This is a genomic window from Kineosporia sp. NBRC 101677 (assembly GCF_030269265.1).
Lineage (GTDB): Bacteria > Actinomycetota > Actinomycetes > Actinomycetales > Kineosporiaceae > Kineosporia > Kineosporia rhizophila.
Genome location: NZ_BSTA01000004.1, coordinates 206379 through 225802, shown reverse-complemented (window position 1 = coordinate 225802; position 19424 = coordinate 206379). Strand labels below are relative to the sequence as shown.

Annotated in this window: 23 protein-coding genes; 15 read left to right on the top strand and 8 right to left on the bottom strand. The window is 65.1% G+C overall.

Features of this window, described 5'->3' with window-relative positions; translation table 11 throughout:
• The first annotated feature begins 34 nt into the window (after nucleotides 1-34).
• Genes QSK18_RS13740 through QSK18_RS13720 form a run of 5 tightly spaced genes read left to right on the top strand, consistent with a single transcriptional unit; the run spans nucleotide 35 to nucleotide 4111 of the window.
• Nucleotides 35-577 (top strand): TetR/AcrR family transcriptional regulator, encoded by a 543-nt coding sequence (locus tag QSK18_RS13740; RefSeq protein ID WP_285619334.1) that lies wholly within the window; start codon nucleotides 35-37, stop codon nucleotides 575-577.
• A 52-nt stretch (nucleotides 578-629) separates the two neighbouring features.
• Entirely contained in the window at nucleotides 630-1169 is a 540-nt protein-coding gene (locus tag QSK18_RS13735; protein ID WP_232812390.1) for an RNA polymerase sigma factor, read from the top strand.
• Nucleotides 1166-1975 carry a zf-HC2 domain-containing protein gene (locus tag QSK18_RS13730; RefSeq protein ID WP_285619331.1) on the top strand — a complete coding sequence of 270 codons (810 nt, stop codon included), beginning with the start codon at nucleotides 1166-1168 and terminating at the stop codon, nucleotides 1973-1975. Before QSK18_RS13735 ends, QSK18_RS13730 begins: the two co-directional genes overlap by 4 nt.
• Nucleotides 1976-2000: 25 nt before the next feature.
• The gene (locus tag QSK18_RS13725; protein WP_285619329.1) at nucleotides 2001-2771 is read left to right on the top strand and encodes an ATP-binding cassette domain-containing protein; all 771 of its coding nucleotides are present in this window, start codon (nucleotides 2001-2003) and stop codon (nucleotides 2769-2771) included.
• Nucleotides 2768-4111: a hypothetical protein gene (locus tag QSK18_RS13720; RefSeq protein ID WP_285619327.1), complete on the top strand. Its 1344-nt coding sequence runs from the start codon at nucleotides 2768-2770 to the stop codon at nucleotides 4109-4111. Before QSK18_RS13725 ends, QSK18_RS13720 begins: the two co-directional genes overlap by 4 nt.
• A gap of 6 nt (nucleotides 4112-4117) precedes the next feature.
• Here the strand turns inward: QSK18_RS13720 and QSK18_RS13715 are convergent, their stop codons facing one another.
• From QSK18_RS13715 to QSK18_RS13700, 4 genes are all read right to left on the bottom strand, one after another.
• Nucleotides 4118-4696 carry a hypothetical protein gene (locus tag QSK18_RS13715; RefSeq protein WP_232812386.1) on the bottom strand — a complete coding sequence of 193 codons (579 nt, stop codon included), beginning with the start codon at nucleotides 4694-4696 and terminating at the stop codon, nucleotides 4118-4120.
• Nucleotides 4697-4966: 270 nt separating this feature from the next.
• A complete protein-coding gene (locus QSK18_RS13710) occupies nucleotides 4967-5194 on the bottom strand; it encodes a hypothetical protein (RefSeq protein ID WP_232812385.1) in 228 nt (75 codons plus the stop codon).
• A gap of 8 nt (nucleotides 5195-5202) precedes the next feature.
• Complete coding sequence (locus QSK18_RS13705) at nucleotides 5203-5841, bottom strand: hypothetical protein (protein WP_285619325.1); 639 nt, start codon at nucleotides 5839-5841, stop codon at nucleotides 5203-5205.
• A gap of 748 nt (nucleotides 5842-6589) precedes the next feature.
• On the bottom strand, nucleotides 6590-7342 hold the full coding sequence (locus QSK18_RS13700; protein WP_285619324.1) for an HNH endonuclease family protein: 753 nt from the start codon (nucleotides 7340-7342) through the stop codon (nucleotides 6590-6592).
• 173 nt (nucleotides 7343-7515) lie between these two features.
• On the opposite strand from QSK18_RS13700, the gene QSK18_RS13695 reads away from it, so the two are divergent.
• The 3 genes from QSK18_RS13695 to QSK18_RS13685 all read left to right on the top strand — a co-directional run bounded on the left by QSK18_RS13695 (nucleotide 7516) and on the right by QSK18_RS13685 (nucleotide 9010).
• Nucleotides 7516-7770, top strand: a complete 255-nt coding sequence (locus tag QSK18_RS13695) for a hypothetical protein (RefSeq protein WP_285619322.1) — start codon at nucleotides 7516-7518, stop codon at nucleotides 7768-7770.
• A 476-nt stretch (nucleotides 7771-8246) separates the two neighbouring features.
• A complete protein-coding gene (locus QSK18_RS13690; protein ID WP_285619320.1) occupies nucleotides 8247-8675 on the top strand; it encodes a hypothetical protein in 429 nt (142 codons plus the stop codon).
• A gap of 2 nt (nucleotides 8676-8677) precedes the next feature.
• Complete coding sequence (locus QSK18_RS13685) at nucleotides 8678-9010, top strand: hypothetical protein (RefSeq protein WP_285619319.1); 333 nt, start codon at nucleotides 8678-8680, stop codon at nucleotides 9008-9010.
• A gap of 40 nt (nucleotides 9011-9050) precedes the next feature.
• Here QSK18_RS13685 and QSK18_RS13680 read toward each other — a convergent pair whose 3' ends face one another.
• The 3 genes from QSK18_RS13680 to QSK18_RS13670 form a co-directional block, all read right to left on the bottom strand.
• Nucleotides 9051-9896, bottom strand: a complete 846-nt coding sequence (locus QSK18_RS13680; RefSeq protein WP_285619317.1) for a hypothetical protein — start codon at nucleotides 9894-9896, stop codon at nucleotides 9051-9053.
• Entirely contained in the window at nucleotides 9893-10465 is a 573-nt protein-coding gene (locus QSK18_RS13675) for an RNA polymerase sigma factor (RefSeq protein WP_285619315.1), read from the bottom strand. Before QSK18_RS13675 ends, QSK18_RS13680 begins: the two co-directional genes overlap by 4 nt.
• A gap of 97 nt (nucleotides 10466-10562) precedes the next feature.
• The gene (locus tag QSK18_RS13670; RefSeq protein ID WP_285619313.1) at nucleotides 10563-10925 is read right to left on the bottom strand and encodes a hypothetical protein; all 363 of its coding nucleotides are present in this window, start codon (nucleotides 10923-10925) and stop codon (nucleotides 10563-10565) included.
• 330 nt (nucleotides 10926-11255) lie between these two features.
• Here QSK18_RS13670 and QSK18_RS13665 point away from each other — a divergent pair, with 330 nt between their 5' ends.
• The 6 genes from QSK18_RS13665 (at nucleotide 11256) to QSK18_RS13640 (ending at nucleotide 17568) form a co-directional block, all read left to right on the top strand.
• The gene (locus QSK18_RS13665) at nucleotides 11256-12077 is read left to right on the top strand and encodes a helix-turn-helix domain-containing protein (protein ID WP_285619312.1); all 822 of its coding nucleotides are present in this window, start codon (nucleotides 11256-11258) and stop codon (nucleotides 12075-12077) included.
• Nucleotides 12074-12268, top strand: coding sequence for a DUF397 domain-containing protein (locus tag QSK18_RS13660; protein ID WP_285619309.1), 195 nt, complete (start codon nucleotides 12074-12076; stop codon nucleotides 12266-12268). The genes QSK18_RS13665 and QSK18_RS13660 overlap by 4 nt, the downstream gene beginning before the upstream one ends.
• A gap of 860 nt (nucleotides 12269-13128) precedes the next feature.
• Nucleotides 13129-13992, top strand: a complete 864-nt coding sequence (locus QSK18_RS13655) for a glycosyltransferase family 2 protein (protein WP_285619308.1) — start codon at nucleotides 13129-13131, stop codon at nucleotides 13990-13992.
• The gene (locus tag QSK18_RS13650; RefSeq protein WP_285619306.1) at nucleotides 13989-15176 is read left to right on the top strand and encodes a glycosyltransferase; all 1188 of its coding nucleotides are present in this window, start codon (nucleotides 13989-13991) and stop codon (nucleotides 15174-15176) included. Before QSK18_RS13655 ends, QSK18_RS13650 begins: the two co-directional genes overlap by 4 nt.
• A gap of 596 nt (nucleotides 15177-15772) precedes the next feature.
• Nucleotides 15773-16396: a glycosyltransferase gene (locus QSK18_RS13645; protein WP_285619297.1), complete on the top strand. Its 624-nt coding sequence runs from the start codon at nucleotides 15773-15775 to the stop codon at nucleotides 16394-16396.
• 218 nt (nucleotides 16397-16614) lie between these two features.
• Nucleotides 16615-17568, top strand: a complete 954-nt coding sequence (locus QSK18_RS13640; protein ID WP_285619296.1) for a hypothetical protein — start codon at nucleotides 16615-16617, stop codon at nucleotides 17566-17568.
• A gap of 282 nt (nucleotides 17569-17850) precedes the next feature.
• On the opposite strand, the gene QSK18_RS13635 is transcribed toward QSK18_RS13640, so the two are convergent.
• On the bottom strand, nucleotides 17851-18339 hold the full coding sequence (locus QSK18_RS13635) for a hypothetical protein (RefSeq protein WP_285619294.1): 489 nt from the start codon (nucleotides 18337-18339) through the stop codon (nucleotides 17851-17853).
• A 140-nt stretch (nucleotides 18340-18479) separates the two neighbouring features.
• Here QSK18_RS13635 and QSK18_RS13630 point away from each other — a divergent pair, with 140 nt between their 5' ends.
• The gene (locus QSK18_RS13630; protein ID WP_285619292.1) at nucleotides 18480-19358 is read left to right on the top strand and encodes a hypothetical protein; all 879 of its coding nucleotides are present in this window, start codon (nucleotides 18480-18482) and stop codon (nucleotides 19356-19358) included.
• Nucleotides 19359-19424: the final 66 nt, after the last annotated feature.

Genomic DNA, 19424 nt, shown 5'->3' with positions numbered 1-19424 from the left:
AACTGTTCTCGACCGCTCGGACGCGGTCCGAGCCTTGGCCGGCGTCTTCCGCAAGAGGGGCTTCGAAAGCGCCTCCCTGTCGGTGATCCAGCGGGAGGCCGGCCTGGGGCGCGGCAGCCTCTACCACTTCTTCCCCGACGGGAAGACGGACATGGCTCGGGCCGTCCTAGAGCAGGTGGGCGAGTGGTTCGAAGAACAGATCTTCACGCCCCTGCGCACCGCGCACGACGTCCCGCAGGCGATCGAGGCGATGTCGCGGGAGGTGGCCGACTACTTCACCTCCCGCGAGAGCGTGTGCCTGTTCGCCGCGATGACGTTGGGGCAGGAACAGGACACCTTCGCCGAAGCAGTGCGGGCCTACTTCACCGACTGGGTTGACGCGCTCGCGCAGGCACTGCGTACCGGCGGGCTCCCCGCTCAGGAGGCGGCCGATCGTGCGCTCGACGCGGTCGCGGCAATCCAGGGCGGGCTGATCCTGGCCCGCGCGTACGGCGACAACGCAACGTTCCTCGGCATCGTCGCCCGCACCGAACAGCACCTGCTCAAGGCAAGTGAGCCAGGTCACAACGCCAAGTGAATCATTCGGCCAGGGGTAGGGCGTCAGGCGCTGTGTGAACCAGAGTGCGGGGTTGGGCGAGGTCGACGAGGAGCAACTGCTGCGGCGGATTGCTCGCGGCGACCGCCACGCCTTCGACGAGTTCTACCGGCGCACCGCGCCGTGGCTCGCCGTCCGCCTGCACCGACGCTGCGCCGATGACGACATCGTGGCCGAGGTCATGCAGGAGTCGTACCTGGCGGTGTGGCAGGCCGCAGCCAGCTACGTGGGCGCACCCGCCGGTAAAGGGGGCGCCGGCGGATGGCTGTGGACCATCGCTTCCCGCCGACTGATCGACGCCTTCCGCCGCCGGGCCCGGCAGCGGGAGGCAGTGATCGCTGAGCCCGTTCGGTCCGAGCCCGCGGCAGAGGACGAGGTCCTCGTGGGCATCCCGGACGCCGCGCTCACCGACGCGCTGGCCGGGCTGAGCCCCGAACTTCACACGGCGCTGAAACTGATGGTCCTGGACGGGCTGACCGCCAGGGAGACGGCGGGCCTGCTCGGGGTTCCGGAGGCAACGGTCAGGACGCGCGTGCGCCGGGCCCGACTGCACCTGCGGAGGGCGCTGTCATGACCACTCACGTGTCCGCAACCATGCTGACCCGTTACGCCTCGGGTGAGGACCTGCCCAGCGAGACGCTCTGGGTGCTGGAGGCGCACCTGGACAGTTGCCCGGCCTGCCGGGAGCAGGTGGGGCAGGTAACGACCGATCCCAGGGTGACCGAACTCGTCCAATCAGTAAGAACGGCCCTGGAGCCTCGCCTCGGTCCCGGCCACGGCCGGTGGTGGGGGCTGAGGCATCGGTTCCGCCGACAGATGGCCCGGTGGGCCGCCCCGGCAGCGATGCCCTGGCTGCTGTGTGTGCTGGCCATCCCCCTGGCCGCGATGCTGTTGGACCTCAACGCGAGCACCGACCAAACACCACTGCTCCTCCTAGTGGCGCCAATCGTCCCTGCTTTGGGGGTGGCGGCCTCGTGGAACCGGTTCACCGACCGGGCGCACGCGCTGGTCTCGGTCACCGCCCAGGCCGGGCTAGGCCTGGTGCTACGCCGGACGCTGGCCGCTCTCATCGTCATCCTGCCTCCGCTGACACTGGCCGGCCTCCTGGTCGGTGCCTCACCGGCGCTCTGGCTGTTGCCCGGCCTGGCCATGACCACGGCTGCGCTCACGCTTGGCGCGGTGATCGGAGTGGGCCGGGCAACCGCGGCTCTGGCTGGGCTGTGGACGCTGGCGGTGATCCTGCCGGTGCTCGCCCGGGGCTCAACACCGGTGCCACTCGAACCCGCCGCAGCGCCGTTCTGGGCTGCCCTCGCACTGGTGTCAGCAGCGGCGCTGACCCGACTGCGGGACGGATACCAGCAGGACCCACGTCATTTCTGAGTCGCGACGCACGTTGGAGGAACTGGTGGTCCAGGGCGTATCCCAGCAGGACATGGAACCGATCGGCTACGCCTGGCCGGTCTGGGCCGAGAACCTGACCGTGCGGGCCGGACGCAAGGTCGCAGTGTCCGGCGTGGATCTGGCCCTGACCAACGGCGTCTACGGCATTCTCGGGCCCAACGGAGCGGGAAAGACAACGCTGCTGCGTGCTCTCGCCACTGCGCAGCGACCGACCGGTGGGCGCCTCGAACTGGTGGGCCAGCCGGTGCACGACGGTGGCGACCTGCGCGCAGTCCGCCGCTCGCTGGGTTACCTGCCGCAAAGCTTCGGGTACTACCGCAGCTACACCGTGCGCGAGTTCGTGGAGTACCTGGCCTGGCTGAAAGGCATTTCCGCCAGCGATGTTCCGGCCGCCAGCCAACGCGCCATCGACCTGGTCGGCCTGGCCGAGCAGGCCGACGCCCGCCTGCGCACGCTGTCCGGCGGAATGGTGCGCCGGGCCGGGCTGGCTCAGGCCCTGGTCGGTGACCCGCCGATCCTGCTCCTGGACGAGCCCACCACCGGGCTGGACCCGCAGACCCGGCAGAAGATCCGCGAACTGCTCTGGGGTCTGGCCGAATCCACCTGCGTGGTCATGGCGACCCATCTGATCGAGGACGTGGCCACCGATTCGGCGGAGGTCCTCATCATGAACACCGGGCGATTCGCGTTCGGGGGCGGCATCGCACAGGTACGAGAAGCCGGGAACAGCCTCGAGCACGGCCTGGCCGTCCTGCTGGAGCGGGTGATCCAGTGATCGCCCGGATCCTCTGGCGCGAGGTGCGCCGCACCATGATCCTGCCTTTCGGCGTGGGCTTCCTCGTGGTGGCCAACTTCCTCGCCCAAGACCCGATGTCCGGAAGCTGGCCCGGCCTGGTGATGCCGGTTCTTTCCGGCCACCAGAACAACCTTTTCCTGCTCTGGCCGCTGGCATTGGCGATCGGCACCGCGATCGGCGGGCGGGACAGAGCCGCGGGAGTGAGCGAACTGCTCAGCACCACAACCCGCCATTGGACCCGGATCGCGCCGCGGGCAGCCCTGCTCACCCTCGGCCTGGCCGCGGCCTACCTCGTAGCACCGGCCGACCAACTGATCTCTGCGGCCCAGACAGACTCGTACTGGCCAAAAGGCTGGGCCTGGTCACTGCTGGCAGGGGCGCTCACCGTCGCCGCAGCCGCGCTGCTCGGCCTGGCCCTGGGCCGGTCGCTGCCCTCTCGCCTGCTGGTACCGGTGGTCGGGGTCGTAGCCATGGCCACGATCGGGCTCGGACTGCTCCTGGCCGAGTACCACCCGTCCCGAGCCTGGCTGCTCATCCCCTCGTACCTGGGACCGGACGCAGGCCAGTTCGCCACCACCGCCGCCCGCACGAACGCCGCTCAAGCCACCTGGTTCCTGGCCCTCGGCATCGCCGGCCTGCTGCTCTGCTCGGTCACGAAGTGGGACCGGCGGCGGACTCTCAGCGCCACCGGCGCAGTCCTGATCACCGGCCTCACCGCCGCGCTGCTGCTGTTCCCGTCGCCAAATCAGGCGCAGATACAGGACGCCGGCGCAACGAAGCTGGTCTGCGCCGAAGGACTGCCCCGGGTCTGCGTCGCCCGCCCCTACGCCAAATCCCTGCCCGAGCTGGTAGCTCCGGCCCGGGCCGCGTTGCGAGCGCTGGCCCAACTACCCAACGCGCCCACAACCGTCCTTCAAGACACTCGTGACCCACGCAAAGACGAACGTCAGCCGCCAGAGACCGTTCTCCTGGACCTGGTCCTAGACCACGAAGGTCACCTGGTAACCGGCGGAACCAGCCTGGAAGAAAGCATTCTCGACGGCGCCGGCGCGATGTGGTGCGCCGAAGCTGACGACTCGCGCACCTTGGACCAGGAGTACGCAGCCCGCACAATCGCCGCCTCCTGGCTGCTCAACCGCAAGGAACCGCTCGACACCGGATTCCCCGAGGTGCAGAAGCTGACCGAGACGGCGTGGACCGCGCTGCGTAGCCAGCCCACCGCCGTACAACGCGAGCGGATCGCAGCCCTGCGCACAAACCGGCTGGAGTGCCGGGACGATGGCTACGCCATCCTCCTCGGCACTCCAGTGGCGAGCTGAGAACTGCTACTGCTTCTTCGCCACAACGGTGAACTTCGCCGCCGGCCCAGCGTGCTCAGCCGGCAGGTACGTCACCTGGCGCTTGTAGGTCTCCAGGTGCCCCCACTTGCCGTGGATCGTGTACTGCTTGCCGGTGGGCTTGAACGAGAACAGCTGGTTCTTCTTCTGGCTGTCGCACAGCGCCAGGTTCATCGTGCCGTTCTGCTTCTGCTGGATGCAGTAGGCGTCGATCTCGTGGCTGTCGTTCAGGCTCATGATCTGGTACTTCTTGCCCACCTTGGTCAGCCCCATCCAGGTGCCCTCGGTGGACAGCCCGTTCGAGGCGGTGGGCTTGGAGCGCTTCAGCGAGATCGTGCCGCCCTTGTTCACGGTGAGGATCCGGTCCTTGCCCTTGTACTTCGGGGCCTTGATCAGCACCGGGTCGTCGGTGTTCGGCGCGGCCACCGCGGCCGACACACTCTGAACAGCAGGCTTGTCGTCGGCAGCGGCAACGCCGGTGCTCAGCCACAGCCCTGCAGCAACGGCGGGCACGCCGGCGACGGCGGTCGCGACCTTGGTACGGCGGGAGAGACGGGCGCTGAACATTGCTTCCTCCAGGGGGGTGCAGCGAAGGGACTGGCTCTTGCTTCCAACCACTTCGATGCACCGGCCCCAGGAAAAGTTCGGAAGAATCTCAGGGCAGCCCAAGCTGGGGTCTCGGTGTAGCACGGCGTGGTCCGCGCGCCGATACCGAACCTGGGGCAGCAGTCCGAGACCGGGCTGTTCTCCACCGTGCGCTGCCCGCGGTGGGCACTGACGTGCCCCCGGCTTACCTGCTTTCGCAGCAACCGGCGCGATCCGCGATCCGGGCGTGACTCACTGTGGTTGAAGCCCCCAAACGGCCAGTCCGAACAGCACGAGTTCCACTACGGTGACGCCCAGGCCGACGATCAGAGCGCTTCGCTTCATCGCGGGATTGTCCCGAAACATAGTCAAACTGAGAATGACGGCGGTGAGGATGCCTCCCAGAGGCACCACAAGTCCAACGAGAACGATGGCGACGAGGGCCAACGTCTCATTCCGTGATCGCACAGCCATGTTCATCGATCTCCTTAGCGGCAGTCGGCCGTTCGCGCCAGAGTGCCATCACCGTTCGAGTGAACCAGCATGCACTGACTTGTCTTCAGCGGAATCTGCTTGAGGATCAGGTGAACCTGAAACCGGTCGTACAGATCGAATCCACGTTCATGCCCCGCAGGCTGACTGCATTTCTTCACGCTGATGCTGTAGCCGACGGACTGCCCAAGATCGCACTCGTGCCAGCCTGTCTTGTTCTTGTACTTCTTGATCCAGGCGTACTGACCGCTGTACCAGAAGACACCCTCATGCTTTTCCGTCCAAACGATGCCACCAAGATTGGATTTGGAGCTCTGTGACCATTGGCGACTCTTGAGCGTACCCTCAGCTGCCGCCCGCATGACCGATTCACTCTGCCCCTTGGCTTGAGCCGCAGTGACTGCCTCGGGTTCCGAGACTTCGGTGATCATCTTTGCCTGGCAGACAGCGTCATCCATATTTTTGGGTAGCGTTCGCAGACAGTCTTCGTCGGTAAAAGTGTCGACCTCAGTCGAGGCTTCCAAGCCTTGGAACGAAGACGAAGGCGAGTCTCCCGTTGAGCCAGCAGACGCCGGCAGCGCTGCAAACGGGATCACCATCAGTGACAGTACGGCTGCGATTCTGGTTCTTGCCACGTGCCTTACCCCTTGTCAGATCGGCCTGCAAATACAAGCCATTCGTCGTGCTAAGCGTTTGATGCTCGATGCGAGCACGTGAATACAGCCGGCCAGTCGAAACGCGAGCGAAAAGAGGCCCTACTGCATCGAATTCGCCCATGTCGTAACTCATGCAAGCGGGTTGAAACCTAGCAGGCTGAGAATATTGCGACAAGCCAACCCGGCACATGCCACCTACTGATCATGTGGCGAGCGTCTCAAAATAGATTAGTTGCGTTGGGAAACCGATATGTGTAGCTTTGGAATCGGCATATTCATGTATGCGCTTGCCTATTCCCTCGTCGATAGCCCCTGCACATCCGCCACAGAAACAAGTCAACGCCGATCACCGCCTGGATGGAGCGAGCGCTGCTGGCGATCCTGGTGGTCCGCAACGGCGAGTACGTCTCCAGCGACTGGCTGATCGACGCTCTGCCAGGGCAACTCCCCGCCCGTGCAGCGAACACCTGCCCTTGTTGCGCGAGAGCGAGCGCGAAGCCGCCGAAACCCGTCCGGCCCAGGCCCTCGCACTATGGCGAGGTGAGGAGGCATTCGCCGACGTCCCGACATTGCCTACGTATACGAGCGCGCCCATCAACTGCGCCAACGATGGACGTCGGTGAGCAGGGCACGCTTACGAGCGCGCCTTATCAGTGGGAGGGCTCACGAAGTGGCGAGCAAGACGCAGCCACTGCTGAGCAGACCGAACTGGCCAGATGCAGGTCAACTACTTGACCCGGGCCGGGACCTTCATCTTCACACGTCCGCAATCCCCGGCCAGGAGCTTCGCCAGCTCGCGCTTCTCGCCCGTGTCGACGCTCAGGCCCCACCGGTACTTGATCGCCACCCACTGCCGGGCGTACGTGCACCGGTTCTTGTCCGGCAGCCACTCGGCAGGATCCTTGTCGACCTTGTCCTGGTTGACGCTGCGCGTGACCGGCTTGAGCGTCCAGCCGTAGCCCAGATCGTTGGCGTAACTGAGGCGCTTGGACTTCTTCCACTTCGAGGCGCCGGACTTCCAGGCCTCGCTGAGGGCCACCACGTGGTCGATTTCCAGCTTCCGGGCATCGGTCCAGGTGCGGCCTTCGTACGGGGACGTCCAGCGCCCGGTCAGCACCGCGCACTGGCTGGCGGAATAGAAGGTGACCTTGACCTTAGAGTCGCGCTGCAACACCTCGGACCGGGTGTTCTGGCAGTCGTCGTTCACGTCGAGCCAGTCCTCGCCGAACTTGTCCCGCTTGTAGCCGCCCCGGTGCACGGCCCGCACCTTGAGCTTGCCCAGCAACGCCTTGCCGGTGGTCGTGCGAGCGGCCGCGCTGGTCACTTCCGGCGAATCGCTGCTGACCTGACTGGCCTGGGCCGAATTCATGCCGATCGTCGAGGACGCGAGGACGGCCGCCAGTGCGAGGACGAGGGAAGCGGGACGACGCACGTGAGGGCCTTCCGGACGCTGGGCGGCACCGATCGGTGCACGCCTCATGATGGCTGAGCCGGGCCTGCGCCGGGAAGCGGTCAAGACACTTCGGGTCTGACCTGCGGCTTCCCGCGATTTGGAGACTCACAGCCCTAGCTGCGAGCCCGGAACATACCCATTCGCCCGGTTCGATTAGCTAACATTTCCCAGAGTCACTATGACATGACGGAGGGTTGGGAATGCCGGCGATCGACGACACCATCCAAGCGATCAACAGCGCCAAGGAGCAGTACGTCCAGGCGGCTGATGGATTGGCCGTGGCCGTGCAGGAGGCGGAGACCACCTCGAATCTGTTGGCCGAGGTCGGCGCCGAGGCCATGGTCGAAGTGGTCAGCGAGGTCAAGACCTCACTCGAAGGTGTGGCCGCGGCAACGGATGGGTTGACCAGCTCGCTCGACGACGCCATCAAGGTCTTGGAGTCCGCGAAGGGTTGAAGGACGAGCGGCTCCGCAGATACCACCGCAGGTTCCTCGGCAGGGCAGTCATCCCCGTCGGGAACCACCGCGGTGCCGCGAGGAGGGCCGCCGTCACGTCGAAGCGCGGGAGCCCAACGGCCAGCCGGTCGACAACGTTTCTCTGGCTCCGTCGCCGGCCGGATCGAGCCGGGAGGGACGCCAGTAGGACCTGCTGATCGCATCGACCCGGAGGCTCCAGCCCCGAAGAGAGCGTCTCGGATCACCGCCGCCAAGATCGGGATCGCCGCCACTATCGTGACCGGCGCCTCGGGGGTCGTCGCCGCCGTCGCCCAGATGCCCGGGATCGCCGCGGGAGCAGTCACTGGTGTGCTCGCAGGACTTGGCGTCTGGCAACAACTCAAGGCGGAGAAAGAGAAGCAGTCGAAGCCGCCCAAGCCGCGCCACAACCGACGAGGAGAAACGCTGTGAAGATTGATAGTGAAGTCGACAAGGCCATGCGCGAGGCACTCACCGCGTCCGCCGGCGGGGCCCGTCAGCGCTTCGACAACGCTGTTGAGGACATCGCCCGTCGTGGCGACGACTTCGCGAACGAGACGATGAACCTGACCCTTGCCGTCAGTGCGATCGCCTTCTACATCCTGCATGGTCAGGAATGGCCAGGCCCAGAGCGCGTCGACCTCCTCGTGCAGAAGTTCACCGAGAACGAGACCTGGGCCGACATCGAACCCCAGGTGGTGAAGGACTACTTGGACTCGCTGGGGCAGGAGTCAGGATCCCCGCTGGACCGGATTCCCCTGGGGAAGTTCGTCCCAGCGGTCTTTGCCATCACCGGCTGGTTGCTGTCGGCCTTCCCACTGCCAGAGGGCGTCGCCTGGAACGACTTTCTGGACGAGATCGAGGACGAGATCGAGGCGCGAAGCTAGGAATGCAACAGCAATGGCGCGACACGTTCATGACCAGCTTCCGCGCCTGCTTCGAGCCGCCTCAGCACGACCTCATGTCCAAGGGCGTCGATCTGTTGGGCGCCGACCTCGACTGCGACGGCGTCCTGCGCGCGGTCTACACGCACCCGCTGCACACCGGCCGACTGGGGCTCATCAGAAGGCTGGATCTCGCGGAGCAGGGTGATGCCCCCGAGCGGGTAGCTGTCGACATAGCGGCCTTCGACATATCTGAGCCGCTCGGCAACTACGCAGAGCAGCTCGGTTCTCCAGATGTCGAGGGCGTTCGCTGGTGGTCCCTCGCCGGTCCCTCGTAGCCCTGATGTCAGGCCAGCCCGGGCGTGGACGGTGTGTGAGTCAGTCGTCCGCAATATCCTTCGTGATCAGTCGTGTAGTGCCGTCGGCCAGGGTCACGGTGTAGCTCCACGCCCCACCCATCCCAGGGTGGTCGCCCTTGAGCACGCCTCTAGGCCACCAGGTGGCGAACTGGCCACCGTTGACCGATGCCTCGACGTCGGGGCCTACAGGGGGGTGCACGGTGACACCGGTGACGTTGCTACCCACATATCCCTGGACCCACTCCACGTACCCATCGTCAGTGGTGAAAGGCCAGCGACCGGGAAGGGAGAAGCTGCTCCCCGCACTCTCGGTCTCGACGAGGCTGTCCGGCGCCACGGAGGGGGCCTCAACGGGGTCCGAGTCGTAACCTCCCATGAACCCCACCGTGGTGTCCGCAGGGTCGCCCTGCCCGAGAAACTTGTCGGACATCAGGCAGGAGATGTTTTCCTTGGGGCCGTTCATGATCACGTAGGTCCAACCGCCACGTCGCTCTGCGATCACGGCCGGCTCTCCCCGATCGGATCTCCCGAAGGCGCCGCGGCAGGCGGTGACGGCCTCGGTTTTTGCCGCGCCGGTCAGGGCCTGGGGCTTGGGCGTCCACGACGCCAAAGCGGAGCCACCGCCGCTGAGCAGCAGGGCAGTGACGGCAGCGCCGCCCAGGCCCACCGGCAGCAGCAGTCGACCACGGCGCCGGCGCGGGCGATCGGGCGTCTGCGGGGCCTGCTCATGGACAGGAGTGGCCAGGATGCGGGCCAATGTCGCGTCGGCGCGTTCGTGCTCGGCATCGCTCAACTCGGCCGGCCCGGCGGGGTCGAGGTCACGCAGGGCAGCATTGGTCATGCTGTCGAAGGTGCGCTTGTTCATCGTGAACTCCTGTCGGAAGCAAGGGCACCGGGCAGTCGGTCATCGGCGGTGGTGGATTCGACGTGACGCCGCAGGAGGCGCCGGGCCCGGGACAACCGCAGGCGAAAAGCGGTGGGCGAGATGCCAAGCACGGCAGCCGCCTCAGACGCGGTGAACCCGTCCAGGACCGACAGCGCGATCGCCTCCTGATGCAACGCGCTCAGCAGCGGCCAGGCTGCAGCGATGTCGACCCGATAGGCCACCAGGTCAGGAAGCTCGCCAACATTGGCGGGACTGTGACCGGCTTCGGCCAGACGGACCGCGACCGCCTCGTGCCTGTCGTCGCGGCGTCGAGTGTTCTGGAGGATGTTGCGGGCCATGCCAAACAGCCAGGCGCGCGCCGCCGACAGATCGACAGGAACATCGTCCAGCCGGCGCCACGCAACGAGCATGACCTCACCGACTACATCCTCGGCGTGGCTTGGATGAACGCGCCTGCGTACGAACCGGAGCAGGTCGGCGTACGCCGCGTCGTACATCTCCCGGAAGCGCTGTTCACGCTCCCGCGGCGGCGGAATGGTGGAGTTCACTCCCTCTTCCTGTCCAAGTTCGCCCACGTGTGTCGCAGAGATCGCCCTCAATTTTCGTACAGGCTGGATGGTCGTCTCGCAGGCATCAGGCCGTGCTCTACCCGTCGACCACCAACCGCGGCCTCGGCGCCGGCGCCACCGTGAGCTGGAACGAGCGCACCTCCCCCTGCCCAACCTCCTCCTCAGCAAACCGGCCGGCCTCCAGCAACTGCCGACCGAGCTCCGCCCCCGCAGCCCCCGTCATCTCGAAGGCCCCACCCACCGTGATGCGCGGCGGGCTCACCCGAGCCGTGATCGGATCGGCCAGCAGATCAAAGTCGACCCGCTGCGCCACCCGCACCCGCACCACCTCGCCGGTCACCTCCACCAGCGCGATCTGCCGCTCGTGATCCACGGCCTCCTCGTCCACCACAGACGACTTCTGCCACAGGTGACCGTCCTCGTGCTGCACTTCGCGCATAGCGATCTCCCCACCCTGAAATGCAAGTACTCGATTAAGGACGGGTGGCCCGGCAAAGCAGCGATCCTCACGGAAACAGCGGTCCAGTGGGCAAATGTCCATCTCCTGGCACAACGCTTTTCGCTCCCCCGCCGGGCCTTCCGACCGTCCCCCGTCACCTTCTCCACGTACGGCCGGAACTTGGTGGGCACACACCGGGGAGGCCGGCGGAGGGAGCCATTCATCCCCGGCGTGCGCCTAAACCAGAGTCTTTCCGCGCTACACGCCAGTAGCCAACGTAACCATCAGCAACGGAGATTTGGTTACCGAAAAATGAGTCATGCTAAAGGCATGGCAGAGACCAAGTCTGAGCGGGCGAGAGGAAACACGACCTTCGTCGGCCGCAGGATCGGCGCCCAGCTCAAGCGGCTCAGAGAAGACGCCCACATCGACATGGCCGACCTCGACCGCTCGGGCTTCATGTCCCGCCAGACCATCTGGCGCCTGGAGTCCGGCCAGGGCCCCTACGGCGAGCTGAAAATCCGCGCGCTGTGCGGGAAGTACGGCGCAGCCACCGACCAGCTCAACAAGTTGATCGAGATGTCAGCACGCTGGCGGGAGAACAGCTTCCACGAACCGTACGGCTCGCGGTTTGGCCTGTACCTGGAGACGGAGCAGGAGGCCGAAGCGATCACTGCCATTCACGAAACAGTGATCAACGGGCTTCTTCAGACCCGAAGATATCATCAGGCGTTATGCGACCTGATCCCACCGCTCACTGACGTGGCCCGCGAGATCGAGCTCCGAGCAGAGCGCCAAGCTCTCTTCCTGGCCCGAGACGACGTCGAACTATCCGTCATCATGGACGAATCAGCCCTTACTCGCGAGATCGGTTCTGCCCAAGTCATGAGAGACCAGGTCCGGCATCTCCACGAGCTGGCCGCGCGACCAAAATTCAGCATTCGCTTCATCCCTGCGACGCTCGCTCACCAGGCCATGATCTCCGGCCCTTTCACCCTCATGCAGATCGATTCTAAGGAGACCGTGGTTTACATGGAATCATTCAACGGTTCCAACTGGGTCAGCGACCCGAGGGTGGTTCGCCGCTATCAGGACGTCGCACGTTCTATCATCGACGCCGGGACAACCGATGTCAGGGAGCGTGCAGCGTGATCACACCTTGGGTGAAGTCCACCCGGTCTGGATCCGAAGGCCAGTGCGTCGAACAGCGCCGGAACGGTGCGGCTCGCCAGATTAGGGACAGCAAGAACCCGAGTGGCGCTGTTCTCACGGTCGATGCGGACGCCTACTCGGACCTGCTGACGGCCGCCAAGCGCGGCGAGCTCGACAGCCTTTCCAGCTGACAGCAGCAAGGCAATAGCCCCGGAGGAGTCAGGCTCTGCGGGGCTGGCATCTGATGGGGCGCCACACACGAGCTCACGTGCTCTCCACAGAAGTCTGACTCCGGCACGGTCCGGGGCGGCATAGCTCCACGACCATATGAGCTCTCAGGCGCTGCCAGGATGGCCTGCCCAGGAGCGCGCAGGGACCGTCGCACCCTGCGCAGGCAGCGATAGATAATCCCCAGCAGCCCCAACAGTTCGACGGTTGTTACACCACAGCCGGAAGCCGCACCCTTAGCCAGCCGTCTCGATGCCCGGACTTAAGATCGCCCTCACGTTTCGTCTGGCGGTCGCACCGAAAAGAGCCGCCGAACAACACTTACAGACCACGGTCGAGCCTTTGCCGCATGCGACACCGGCAGCAATGCGCCAATAGCCGAGTGACGACACGCGCCCCCTCGGGCCACGCCGACGAACCGGCCAGGCCCGATCCGGAAGCTCACGCCTCATGCCGGCTCACCTCGGTCAGGCGACTACGTATTCAGCGCCTGACGACGCCTTGAGCTCTGACTGCCGAGGGCCTCTGAGCCGACCATACGTTCCGGCGACCCGGCGCATCCCTCGTTCAGCGGAGTAGACCACTGCGAAAGACCCAAGCCCGTCGGCTGTCCGGTGCTCATAACCACCTGCAACTGTCCATCCCTGCACCATCCCGAATCACCTGCAGTAGTCTGTCCAGCACACTGTGTGCTGTAGCTGCCGCCCTGATTTCGCGACACCGCTGTCGCGATGAGCCCTGAGTTCGGCACCCCTACCCCGAGGAGCAGGTGAACCCGATGAAGGCCCCTCCCCCTGGCTCCATCCCCATATCGGTCATCATCATGACGATCAACGAGGAGCGGGTACTGAAACACACGCTGCAAAGCGTTGCGCCGTTCGCGCAGGTCTTCGTGGTGGACAGCCATAGCACCGACCGCACTCTCCAGATCGCAGAAGCCCACGAGGCGGAAGTGGTGCAGTTCACCTGGAACGGGGGCTACCCCAAGAAGAAGGAATGGGCGCTCCTGAACCTCCCCTTCAAGTACGAGTGGGTCCTGTACCTGGACGCGGACGAGATGGTGACCCCCAAGCTTGCGGTGCAACTGGCGGAGCTGATGCGGACCGATCCAGAGCATGCCGCCTACGACGTCGAACTCGACTACTGGTTCCTGGGCAAGATGCTGCGTCACGGCCATCGGGTCACCAAACGAGTTCTACTTGACCGCACCCGGGCCGTCTGGCCGCATGTAGACGACCTAGGCGTCAAGAACATGTGGGAGGTGGAAGGGCACTACCAGCCTCTCATCGACGGAAGCATCGGCCGGCTGACAGGCACGTTGCACCACAACGACCGGGACCCGTTGTTCGACTATTTTGCGCGTCACAACCGCTACAGCGACTGGGAGGCGCATCTGGCCGAACGTGAACCGCTAGCCAAATCGGTTCAGGGCGCGCGTACCGAGCGCGGAAAGCGTTACGCGCGGCTACCTCTCAAGCCTCTGGCGTTCTTCTTCTACTCATACATTGCCCGCCGAGGTTTCTTGGATGGTAGGGCGGGGTTTCATTACGCCGTTGCCCATGCATTCTACTTCTGGCAGATCAGCGCAAAGCGCCTTGAGCTGAGGCGCAACACCAAGGCCGTCGTCGACGTGCGTAGCGGCACGAGCAAGTCCGTCCAGAGTCCCAGCGAGCAGCAAACGCTATGACCCTCAAGGTTCTTCGGGTAGCTGCCTCCGTCTCGCCAAGCGACGGTGGTCCTTCACTGGGGACGCTGGCCCTATCACGTGAGCTGCGCGGTCTCGGGGTTGAGGACGTCATTGTCTCGACCGATGCCCATGACGACGGCCATCTGCACGTCGACCAGATCGGCCACGCCGAATCGCTCGACCTCACATTGACCCGTGTTCACAGCCCCAAAGCACTCAAGGCTTCACTGGGGATGTTGCCTACGTTGATCAGGCGCCTCCAAGGAACCGACGTCGTGCATATCCATGGCTTCTACCTGTTCCATACCGCCGCCGCAGCGATCCTGGCCCGGATTCACCGGGTGCCCTACCTGATTCAGCCTCACGGCGTCTTCGAGCCGTACCAAGAAAAACAGTCTGCCCACCGCAAATCGCTATATAACCGTCTTGTAGGCAGCTACATCTTACGCAACGCCGCAGGCATGCTCTTCGCGACCGAATCCGAACGTGATCACGCTCATCAGATACTTGACAGATACCGGACGCCAGCGTTTTTGATGTCTCTCGGTTCAGCTCCACCAGGGGACCCTGCACATGCGCAGGTCGCTGTTGCGAAAAACGAAAACAATTGCAACATACTATTTCTCGCTCGAATTGCGCCGAAAAAGAGAGTGGATCTGGTCATTGGCGCCTTCCCACTTGTTCTCCGACGGTATCCCGCAGCTCAGTTGACTATCGCGGGCTCGGGCGATACCTCGCTGCTCCACGACGCGCTGAAACAGTTGACCGCCGGGGAGCGCTCACGGGTAAATGTGGTCGGCTTTGTCGAAGGTGCAGCCAAGGCCCACGAGTTCAGCAGGGCTGATGTATATGTTCTCCCCTCCGAGAACGAAAATTTCGGTATCAGCGTCGCTGAAGCCTTGCACGCAGGCTTGCCTGCCGTGGTAACCGCTGACGTCGCCATCGCCCCCCAAATTGCCGAATGGGGTGCCGGGGTCGTATTGAGCGGACGGTCGATCGAGACCGTCGCCGATGGGATCCTGCAGGCCCTTGCCCCCACTGCACGTGAGACTATGTCCAAAAACGCCAAGCGCTTGGCCGAGGACCGCTTCAGCTGGGCTTCCAGTGCCCGACAGGCGCTTTCGGTGTATCAGGATGTGCTGGCTGCGGCTGAGCGCCGGGCCGTGCCCCAGGAGAAGCCTTGATGAGACCCTCCAGCCCGGACAAACCAATTCTGTACATAGTTAACGCATGGCCGAGCATTTCAGAGACCTTCGTCAAGACCGAGGTCGAAATGCTCCGCCAGCAGGGTGTTGCGGTCAGTGTCTTCGGCCTACAAGCCCCAGCATCGGGCGCAGACGCACCGTCCTTTGCCCCACTCCCCGGATCCGGGCGTCGGCCAAGCACAAGCTCGCTAGGCCGGGCCCTACCATTGGCAGTCACGCAACTTTCGAGACACCACCGAGACGTACGCGACTTGAGACAACGAGCCCGTCTCGTGTACGCCTGCGAGCGTGCTGTCACAGTTCTGAACGCACTGCGCTCGCTACATCTTCAACCACGGCACGTACACGCACACTTTCTAGGTCGTACGGCTGACGTCGCCAGTCTCGTAGCCGCAGAACTAGGCATTGGCTGGTCTGCAACAGCTCATGCAGGCGATGCCTACGCCAACGGCGAGCCACAACTTCAGCGGATTCGACTGCACCGTGCTGAGCACGTTCACTGTGCGAGTCATAGCGTCCAAGCCGCAGTCAAGGCGGCAGCGCCGCACCTTTCCACCAGCATCGTACGCTGCGGAGTGGCGCTGGACCGGTTGCCGGTGGGCGGGCTCGCTGCGTTGACGCAGCCCAGCACGCCGCGCCTTCTCACCGTCGGACGACTGGTGACTACCAAGGGCCTGCTGACCTGTCTTGAAGCTGCAAAACTGCTGCTCCATCAAGGCCAGTCGTTCCGTTGGACCATCATCGGCGAAGGGCCTTTGCACAGCGAGCTTGAAGCCCGAATTGCCATGTTCGGGCTGGGCGAACATGTCAAACTCCTTGGTGCGAAGCCGCATTCCGAGGTAATGCGGCACCTTTCCGAATGCGACGTATTCGTGTTGCCGAGTGAGAGCACCGCTGCAGGAGCTGGAGACGGTATCCCCGTCGCCCTGATGGAAGCGATGGCGCTCCGACGACCGGTGATCGCCACGCACGCGGGAGGAATTGCAGAGCTGGTGACTCCCGATAATGGCTTGGTCATACCCCAGCGCGATCCAGATGCGCTAGCGAACGCGTTGCAGCGACTCTTCCAAATGACCCGCCACAACCTGGACCTTCGCCTCGACCGAGCCGAACACGAGGTCACGGAAAGATTTAACGCGGAACGCGAAGCAGGTGCCATGCGCGACTATTTCGATCGGGCCGCCGGCGCTGTTAGCTGAACAATCAGAGAGCCCGAACGTAGGGCGCTCCCAATGTGTCATACGGCTTCACACTAGGCTGACCGATGGTGGCCCGACGACCGTGTGGTCCGACCACGGCTGGTACGGCGCCCGGTGGGCGCTGTCCGCAGAGCCTGGCGCGGGCGGCGGAGGTGGGGGCGGCAATCAGTTCTCCTCGGTCCTCGGCAAGTCGTCCCGGACAGTGGAGAAGCTCCGCGTTGACGTGCCCGGCGGCCGACATCGTCCTGCGGATCCCGAACACGTTCTCCACGACGGACAGCGGGGCGCTGAACCTTGTCCAGGGCACGGGTGGCGTCATCAACCCCGCGGGCGCTGAGGAGGACTATTCGACGCTGATCCGGGATGCGTACCTGTCGCTGGAGGGCGTGTGGTCGCACGTCCAGGTCATGGACACCTCGAGCATCTTCGGGACGCAGGCGACTGCGCGCAATCCGATGCTCGGCGACCAGGTTCACCCGTCGCCGCGCTCGTCCGCCATGGGTACTGGCCCGACCTGGGTTCCGCTCAACGGCGGCGACGTCGCGATCGCCGACTTGCTGGCTGCGACCATCGGACAGAAGTCGACCGCCACACCGGGCGACCTGATGCTTGCGCAGCGGTTCCGGCAGGAGTTCCTGGTCGTTGCAGGTGCCGGCGCGGGCGGGGTAGACCTGGCGGCGGTGTACCCGCTGGGACCGACGGCGGCGCAGCAGCCGATCACGCAGGCCGATTCTCTGTATGTGCCTGGCCTGGGCCAGTTCGCGATGACCTCGGCGTCGATCAGCCGCACGTTCGCGACGAACAGCATCCGGATCACTAACCTGCCGGGCAGCCCGGATCTGACGGCCTACTCGGGCCGGGTCGCGGTCGTGACCGGGGCGCATCCTGGTCCGACAACTGGTGACCGGCAGATCGTGTCGGTGGACCTTCCGTCGATCGCGGCCGGCGCGATCGTCACGGCCACGGTTGCCGTGACGATCGCTCGTACCGGCGACCGTGGCGATGCCACCTCGATCACGGTCAGCCCGGCGGCGGCCTCTACCACGAGCGGGCTGATCCTGCAGAACGCTTACCCGACCGCGAACGACGTGGTCACCCTGGTGATTTACAACCCCACTGCTGGCGCTATGGATCTGGCCGCCGCGAACTGGGCGTTCTGGGTCTTGCGGTAGTGCCTCCCCAGCAGCGGTTTATGCCCGCCGTCGAGGATCTCCCGGTCTACCCAGGCACGGCGGCGGGCCGGGCCAGCGTGGTGGCCCGACCGGTCGAGTACGACGTGCGCGACTTCGCGGTGCCTCTCGACGGGACGACGAACGCTTCGACCCAGATGCAGGACGCCATCGCGGCGGCCGGCGGCGGCGTGCTCCGGGCCCCGGGCCCCGGGCCCCGGGCCCCGGTATCAAGGCCACCGGCCTCGTGTGGGCGGCGAAGGTGCGCTTCAAGGGCGCTGGCCGTCAGACCAGGAACGGCACCTCCGGCGCCCGCATCATCGGCACCTCAGGGTCCGACACCATCACGCCGCCCACACACACCAGAGCGAGATGTCTTGGTAGGACGCCATCTTCGCTGGTGTCCGCGGCCAGATCGCGTCGAAAGGGCTCAGCTACCAATGTGAAATCAACCGCGTGGTGTTCACGTCCGTCCAGCGGGCCGCGTTCCATGTCGCGCCGAACGATGGCGGCACGCAGGCGTCGATTGAAGGGTGGGCCGTCCGGGACGTCCAGATCAGCGGCGGCCAGATCGGCTGGTAGCACGAGTATGTGGGCACAGGCGACCCGGGCAACTCGTATATGGACAAGATGCTGTTCGAGAACACGCTCGTCGCGGGGCACCCGCAGTCGGCCTACGACGTGCAGACCGTAGGCGGCAACGACTGCACGTGGATCCGCTGCGGGCACTCTGCCACCCAGCAGCACGGCGCCGTCTTCAAGGGCGGCCTGCATTCGTTCCTCTGGGTGGACTACAACACCGAATCTGTGGGCAGCAGCGGCAAGAACGCCAGAACCACAGGCACCGTCAGCAACGGCAGCACTGCCCTCACCGTGGCATCCGCCAGCGGCATCCCCCAGGCGATCCGATCGTTGTGGCCGGCGCCGCGGATGTGTTCGGCCGGGACCTCGTCACCACCGTGGCGGATATCAGCGGCACCAGCATCACCCTGGCCGATCCTGCGGGCGCCGCTGTCGCCAACGTGCCTATGACGAACGGCAGCTGGGACGACTTCCTCATGGGTAACACTGGAGGAGGTAACAACGGCTCTGCTCGCCTGACGTGGATCGGTGGGAGTATCGGCGGGGAGGCCAGCCTCGGCCGGGTCAGGTACGCCGTCAACCTTGCGGCATGCTCCGGCGACGTCACCCTGATGGGCAGCACGGCTTACCAGGTCGTCTACGACCCCCAACGGGTCGGGCACATCCTCTGCGGGTCGGTTCCGCTACGCCAACCCCCCACGGGCTACGCCGAGTACTTCAGGGGCAGCCAGCTGGCGCCGCGGTCCATCCTGGCCGGCACCGAGTTCCCGCGAACCGTGGTGGCGTCGCCTCCTGGCCGGGATCTGGTCCTGGGGCTGCGTCCTCAGGATGATGTGGGCAGCGGTGGCTTCGGCAACGTCGAGATCCGGCTAGGCGATGCCTCGCAGTCCGTTCTTGCCTCGGTGCGCAGCGACGGCCGCTTCACGGCGAAGCGGTACCTGCTCGGCGACCAGGGCCAGCTCACCGGCGCAACGCCGGACGTCTCGGCAGGAAATCGGTTCATCCTGGCGCACGCGAGCCCCACGACGGTCACTCAGTTCGCGGGAGCCGCCGACGGGCAGGTGATCTTCCTGCGGGCGAGCTGCGGCAACACGACGATTCCGCACTGCACGAACATCGTGAACAAGTCAGGTGCGAATGACGTCCTGGCCCAGGGCGCCACCTGCCAGTACATGTGGGATCAGTCGGCGCTGCGCTGGTTCGAGTACTGACCGGGTGAGGGCCGGGCCCGCTCAGGCCCGGCCCCTCTGAGTCGTACGAAATTCAGTGCCCGGCTC